Origin of the sequence: Candidatus Symbiopectobacterium sp. NZEC151, from assembly GCF_025962655.1 — a bacterium.
Classification (GTDB): Bacteria; Pseudomonadota; Gammaproteobacteria; order Enterobacterales; family Enterobacteriaceae; genus Symbiopectobacterium.
Genome location: NZ_JAGFPE010000008.1, coordinates 262,985 through 269,191, shown reverse-complemented (window position 1 = coordinate 269,191; position 6,207 = coordinate 262,985). Strand labels below are relative to the sequence as shown.

9 protein-coding genes are annotated in these 6,207 nt (G+C 54.8%); 3 read left to right on the top strand and 6 right to left on the bottom strand.

Annotated elements, in window-relative coordinates:
- Positions 1 to 265 precede the first annotated feature (265 nt).
- A complete protein-coding gene (locus J5067_RS20905) occupies positions 266 to 814 on the top strand; it encodes a gamma carbonic anhydrase family protein (RefSeq protein WP_264645719.1) in 549 nt (182 codons plus the stop codon).
- On the opposite strand, the gene J5067_RS20900 is transcribed toward J5067_RS20905, so the two are convergent.
- Genes J5067_RS20900 through dprA form a run of 6 tightly spaced genes read right to left on the bottom strand, consistent with a single transcriptional unit; the run spans position 799 to position 4,603 of the window.
- Positions 799 to 1,056 carry a DUF1488 domain-containing protein gene (locus tag J5067_RS20900; RefSeq protein ID WP_264628911.1) on the bottom strand — a complete coding sequence of 86 codons (258 nt, stop codon included), beginning with the start codon at positions 1,054 to 1,056 and terminating at the stop codon, positions 799 to 801. The two genes, J5067_RS20905 and J5067_RS20900, sit on opposite strands and share 16 nt — an antisense overlap.
- Complete coding sequence (gene aroE / locus J5067_RS20895) at positions 1,053 to 1,880, bottom strand: shikimate dehydrogenase (protein ID WP_264651918.1); 828 nt, start codon at positions 1,878 to 1,880, stop codon at positions 1,053 to 1,055. The genes J5067_RS20900 and aroE overlap by 4 nt, the downstream gene beginning before the upstream one ends.
- 15 nt (positions 1,881 to 1,895) lie before the next feature.
- Complete coding sequence (gene tsaC / locus J5067_RS20890; protein ID WP_264645716.1) at positions 1,896 to 2,465, bottom strand: L-threonylcarbamoyladenylate synthase type 1 TsaC; 570 nt, start codon at positions 2,463 to 2,465, stop codon at positions 1,896 to 1,898.
- A complete protein-coding gene (locus J5067_RS20885) occupies positions 2,458 to 3,015 on the bottom strand; it encodes a type I DNA topoisomerase (protein WP_264645715.1) in 558 nt (185 codons plus the stop codon). The genes tsaC and J5067_RS20885 overlap by 8 nt, the downstream gene beginning before the upstream one ends.
- Before the next feature lie 21 nt (positions 3,016 to 3,036).
- Complete coding sequence (locus J5067_RS20880; protein WP_195316380.1) at positions 3,037 to 3,510, bottom strand: DUF494 family protein; 474 nt, start codon at positions 3,508 to 3,510, stop codon at positions 3,037 to 3,039.
- Entirely contained in the window at positions 3,482 to 4,603 is a 1,122-nt protein-coding gene (dprA, locus tag J5067_RS20875; protein WP_264651917.1) for a DNA-protecting protein DprA, read from the bottom strand. The genes J5067_RS20880 and dprA overlap by 29 nt, the downstream gene beginning before the upstream one ends.
- A 115-nt stretch (positions 4,604 to 4,718) precedes the next feature.
- On the opposite strand from dprA, the gene def reads away from it, so the two are divergent.
- Together def and fmt are read left to right on the top strand one after the other, a co-directional pair.
- Positions 4,719 to 5,228 carry a peptide deformylase gene (gene def / locus J5067_RS20870; protein ID WP_264645713.1) on the top strand — a complete coding sequence of 170 codons (510 nt, stop codon included), beginning with the start codon at positions 4,719 to 4,721 and terminating at the stop codon, positions 5,226 to 5,228.
- Positions 5,229 to 5,253: 25 nt separating this feature from the next.
- Positions 5,254 to 6,204 (top strand): methionyl-tRNA formyltransferase, encoded by a 951-nt coding sequence (gene fmt / locus J5067_RS20865; RefSeq protein ID WP_264651916.1) that lies wholly within the window; start codon positions 5,254 to 5,256, stop codon positions 6,202 to 6,204.
- Positions 6,205 to 6,207: the final 3 nt, after the last annotated feature.

The following is a 6,207-nucleotide window of genomic DNA, read 5'->3' as shown; positions in this document are numbered from 1 at the left end:
TATTTTCATTTGAAAGTGAATCGTTTTTCTCTTGCTAACCTCGACTTGAATCGCTTCGTGTCGTGTCAACGGAGGCGAATTATAGGGATCCCGGTAATTTACACAACCCCTTTTTTGGATCTTTTTTTCCGTTCGCGCGTTTTTTACCCCCTTCGTTGAGATCCTGCGCAACCCGAGCTATTTTCAACCAACCTTTGCTGCTTCTGGCAGCAGCAAGGCCATAATTAGGGTAAGTTACTCTTTTCGAATGTATTGAGAGGTAAACATGGGCTCCCACGCATTGCGTTCCTATAAGGATGCGTTCCCCACTGTCGGGAAAAACGTGATGATCGATCCTTCCAGCGTCGTGATCGGCAACACGACGCTTGGCGATGATGTCAGCATCTGGCCATTAGTCACGATCCGTGGCGACGTGCATGAGATCCATATTGGCGCACGCACCAATATTCAGGATGGCAGCGTGTTGCACGTTACTCACCGCTCAGCGAGCAACCCGCAGGGTAATCCGTTGATCATTGGTGAAGAGGTCACCGTAGGCCACAAAGCCATGTTACACGGCTGCACCATCGGCAACCGCGTCTTGGTCGGTATGGGCTCAATCTTGCTTGACGGGGTGATGGTAGAAGATGACGTGATGATTGGGGCGGGCAGTCTGGTACCACCCGGCAAGCGCTTGCAGAGTGGTTATCTCTATCTTGGCAGCCCAGTGAAACAAATCCGCCCACTGACAGCAGAAGAGATCGAGGGGTTACGCTACTCTGCCAATAACTACGCCACCTGGAAAAACGACTACCTGGCTCAGGACAGCGAGTAATAGCCCTCACTGTCATCCTGTTCATTCAGCACCCGCGCTTCGAAAAGATCTTCGATATCCCAGCGGTGCTCTCTGAACAGCGCCAGCCAGCTATCCGCATCGGTTCCGCCAAAACGCGTCTGGAGCTGTGCTGCACTGATACGGCATTCACGCTGAAAGCCGCCGATCAGCACCGGGAAGGAGATCATACGATCTTCTTCGTTCCAGGCTTCGCGATCGGGAAACTGAATCGCCTGGTTCATGAGTTTAACGCTTTCTTCATCTGTTCGATCACCGGCGTGGTATCCGGCATCACCCCGTGCCAGAGGAAAAACGCGTGTGCCGCCTGGTTGATCAACATACCAAAACCATCCGCCAACTGTGATGCCCCCTGCTGCTGGCACCACAGCAAAAACGGCGTCAGGCTGGCCTGATAGAACATGTCATAACAGCGCGTAGCAGCAGTAATCAACGAGGCGGGCAGCTCAGGAATATCGCCAGCGATCCCTGACGAGGTGGCGTTGATGATCAGATCGAAGTTTTCGCCTTCCAGTTCATCTAATGGCAACGCGTCAATCGGCCCCACCGGCTGAAACAGCGTGGCGAGCGCTTCTGCCTTGGCAAACGTGCGATTGGTGACCACCAGCGAACACCCATAGCTCAATAGCGGCTGAATAACGCCACGGCTGGCGCCGCCCGCACCGATCAACAGCACCCGATCCTGCGGTGTCACCAGCGCAAGACGCTGCAAATCACTCAGCAGCCCAATACCGTCGGTATTATCCCCCAACAGTCGGCCGTCTTCGAGCCGCTTCACGGTATTGACCGCGCCGGCTAACGAGGCGCGCTGGCTTAGCTCATCGACTTCCTGATAGGCGCGCTCCTTGAAAGGCATGGTGATATTTGCCCCCAACGCCCCAGCCTGAAAAAAATCGCGCAGCGTTTGTTCAAAGGTATCTAACGGTGCCAACAGGCGTTCATACGTCAAGGGGATCCCAGTTTGTTCGGAAAACAGCGCATGGATCTGCGGCGATTTGCTGTGCGCAATAGGATGACCAAAAACCGCGAAGGACGTTACTTCAGACACCGTTATCTCCACTTGTTAACCTTGTCGTATCAGGTTGCCCGTCAAGACATCCCGAATTTCAGACGGATTCTGCCGCCCAGAGGTTTCCCCGAGCAGAACAGGAAAAGCCTCACCAAACTGGGCCAGAACCTCTTGCACGGTGCGGCACGGCGGCAACCCGGTCAGATTAGCGCTGGTTGAAACGATGGGCTTACCAAACGCCAGACAGAGTTCACGCACGAGAGGATGCGCGCTGACGCGCACCGCCAACGACGAAAACTGCCCGGTCAACCAACGCGGCGTGCCTGGCTTCGCAGGCATGACCCACGTCACTGGCCCCGGCCAGGAGGCAAACATCGCCGATTTTTGCTCAGCGCTGAGCTGGCTGTCATCAATATAGGGAGTGAGCTGTTGATAATCTGCGGCGATCAGAATCAGCCCCTTTTCCACGGGCCGTTGTTTCAAGGCCAGCAGTTGCATCACGGCGGCTTCACTGTCAGGATCGCACCCCAAGCCAAAAACCGCTTCGGTGGGATAGGCGATGACGTTCTGCTTTATCAGTTCCTGAAGGACAGAAACCGGTTGTTCATTCACTACATTACTCATTGGTATCAACTTCTGCCGTTACCGGCTTTCCACAGGCTTTACTGGCGCAAAAACGTTTGACGCCCTGCGCCGTTTTCTTTTCAAACAATAGCGGATAGTGACAGGTTGGGCACGTCCCCGCCACCGGTTTATGGTTGAGCGCAAATTGACACTCAGGGTAACGCTCACAGGCGTGGAACACTTTGCCAAAGCGCGATTTACGTTGCAGCAGTTTGCCTTTACCGCATTGTGGACAGGTTAGTGCGGTTTCATCCGGGCGGTCGATGACCTCGGTATGGTCACACGCCGGGTAGTTGCTACAGCCAATAAACATGCCATAACGCCCCTGTCGCAACACCAGCGTCCCCTGACAGTGCGGGCAGAGTTGCCCAGACAGTTCCTTCACAATATGACCATCCGCATTGGCTTTCAGCGGACGCACAAATTCGCACTCCGGGTAACGTGAGCAGCCCAAAAAAGGGCCGCGACGGCTGGAGCGTATCACCAGCGGCGCGCCGCACTCAGGGCAGCACTCCGCCTTTTTATCCGCCATTAGCGCAGGCGTTACCATGGTTTATTCTGACTCGTCGGTTTAATGCAAATACTCCTCATCCGCTTCAAACAGCAGATCTTCCATTTGCTGGTAGGCGTTTTCACATCCAGGTAGATTGAACAACACCATGAGGATCACCCATTTAAGATCGTCCAGATCGAACGATAACGTATCCAACGCCATCACGCGATCGATCACCATCTCACGCGTTTCAAGATTCAACACGTTGATTTGCTCAAGGAACAACAAAAAGCCCCGGCACTCGGTGTCGAAGCGCTGTTCCTCTTCCTGCGTATAAATGCGCAGTGCATGGGGATCGCTTGCCAAGGCAAAAGGCACTTCTTTGCCTTCCTGCAAATCCGCCAGGCGCTCCAGCCAGTTCAAGGCGCTATAGATATCAGCACGATCGAACCCCGCCCGCGTGAGGTCATCAGTTAACGCATCCTGATCAACGCGTAGTTCCGTTTCGTTGTGGATGTAAGTTTCAAACAAGTACATGAGTACGTCGAACATGGCCAGCCCTCCTCAATCGGACATAGCCGCCGGGTACTGCTTCTATCCATCCTGCTAACTCCAGATCCAGCAACTTACCTACTACCTCTGGCACAGGTTGGCCCGCACGTTCAGCGACAACATCAACAGGTGTAACCTCATCTCCTACGTTAGCCAACACGTCGGCAAATGGCAATTCCACATCGGCGTCCTGAGCAGAAATAGTTTCATTTTCGCCAAGGGGCAGCCACGATAACCCACTGCCCAGTTGTTCAATGATGTCTTTGGGACAGGTAACCAGATAAGCCCCCTGCTGGATAAGCCAATGCGTGCCTTGTGTCATGGGGTTGTCCAGGGCACCCGGTAACGCGAACAGATCGCGGTTCTGCTCCAATGCATAGCGCGCCGTGACCAAAGAACCGCTACGCAGGGAAGCCTCGACAATCAGCACGCCGAGGCTCATCCCACTGATAATGCGATTACGCCGGGGAAAGTTGATTGCCCTCGGGGGCTCATTGAGGGGAAATTCGGAGACCAGCGCCCCGCCTTGTTCCACCAGCCGATCAGCAAGCGCACGATGACGACGGGGATACATCTGCTGTAATCCATTGCCCAGCACCGCCACGCTTTTCCCTCCTGCATCCAGCGCCGCCTGATGCGCTACGCCATCGACGCCCAACGCTAACCCACTGGTGATGGTAAAACCGTTCAGCGCCAACTCCTGCGCAAAATAGTGTCCCCACTGCGCGCCATACGCAGAAGGGTGACGGCTGCCGACCATAGCAAGCTGCGGGGCGGCGAGGAGCTGAGAGTTACCGCGCACAAACAGTACTCGAGGCGAAGCGGGGATCTGCCGCAATAATGGGGGGTAACGCGAGTCTGCATAGGTGAGTAGATGGTGAGTCGGTTCCTCCAGCCAGCGTAACGCCGTTTCACATACTCTCTCATCCTGGGTGAGAAATTGCGCGACCTGCTCTTCCGACAAGGCCAGCGCAGAGAGTACCTCGGCAGTTACCTCTGCCAGCGGACGCAATTGTTCCACCAATTGCACCGTTTTCACCGCGTTGAGGCGTCGCACGTTCATTAACCGTAGCCACAGCTCCACGTCCTGCATGCGTTCATCCTTGTCCCATTGCGCTTTACAGGGCAAATGCTGTCAATCAGAACCGGAAATGTCTAGAATAGATCCGGATACTCCTTCATCAACCGGATAAAGATCGAAATCAACTATGTCAGTTTTGCAGGTATTACATTTTCCAGACGAGCGGCTTCGCACTATCGCGAAACCTGTCGCAGAGGTTAATGCAGAAATTCAGCGCATCGTCGATGATATGTTCGACACCATGTACGAGGAAGAAGGCATCGGCCTTGCTGCGAGTCAGGTGGACGTGCATCAGCGCATTATCGTGATTGACGTATCCGAAGAACGCGATCAGCGTTTGGTGTTGATCAACCCAGAACTGCTGGAAAAAGACGGCGATACCGGTATTGAAGAGGGTTGTCTGTCCATTCCTGAAACCCGCGCACTGGTGCCGCGCGCTGAGCGTGTGAAGGTCAAAGCGCTGGACCGGGAAGGTAACCCCTTCGAGCTGGAAGCCGATGGCCTGTTGGCTATCTGTATCCAACACGAAATGGACCATCTGGTTGGCAAGCTGTTTATTGATTATCTCTCGCCGTTAAAACGCCAGAGAATCCGTCAGAAACTGGAAAAAATGGCCCGACTGAACGGTCGTCCATAATCTTATCACTACCGCAGGAAACGCCGTGTCCGAAAGCTCCCTACGCATTATTTTCGCGGGTACACCTGACTTTGCAGCGCGCCACCTTGATGCGCTGCTGGCTTCGCCGCATCAGGTGGTGGGTGTTTTTACCCAACCCGATCGTCCTGCAGGCCGAGGCAATAAACTGACGCCCAGCCCGGTCAAAGTGTTGGCTGAACAGCATGGCGTCCCGGTGTTGCAGCCCAAATCGCTGCGCCCGGCAGAAAATCAGCAACTGGTCGCTGATTTACAAGCGGATATCATGGTGGTCGTGGCCTACGGCTTGATCCTGCCGCAGGCGGTGTTAGATATGCCGCGCCTGGGCTGTATCAACGTGCATGGCTCACTGCTACCGCGCTGGCGCGGTGCGGCACCGATACAACGCGCGCTGTGGGCGGGAGACACCGAAACCGGTGTTACCATCATGCAAATGGATGCAGGGTTGGATACCGGTGCCATGCTGCATAAGCTGTCATGCCCGATAACGCCGCAGGACACCAGCGCCTCGCTGTACGATCGTCTGGCAGAACTGGGCCCGCAAGGATTGCTGACCACGCTGGCATCACTGGCGCAGGGAACGGCTGTCGCAGAAAAACAAGATGACAGTCTGGCGACTTACGCCGAAAAGTTGAGCAAAGAAGAGGCCAAGCTTGACTGGTCACTCAGTGCCGAGCAATTGGAACGCTGCATTCGTGCGTTCAACCCCTGGCCTGTCAGCTATATCACGATTGACGATCAACCTGTGAAAGTATGGAAAGCCAGCGTTTTGGACGTTACCCACAGCGCACAGCCCGGCACGATCGTCAGTGCAGATAAACAGGGTATACAGGTCGCCACCGCTCAAGGCGTACTGAACCTGCTGCAACTGCAACCTGCGGGCAAAAAACCGATGTCGGTGCAGGATCTGCTCAATTCGCGTCGTGAATGGTTCACACCAGGCAACGTACTGGCATAATAC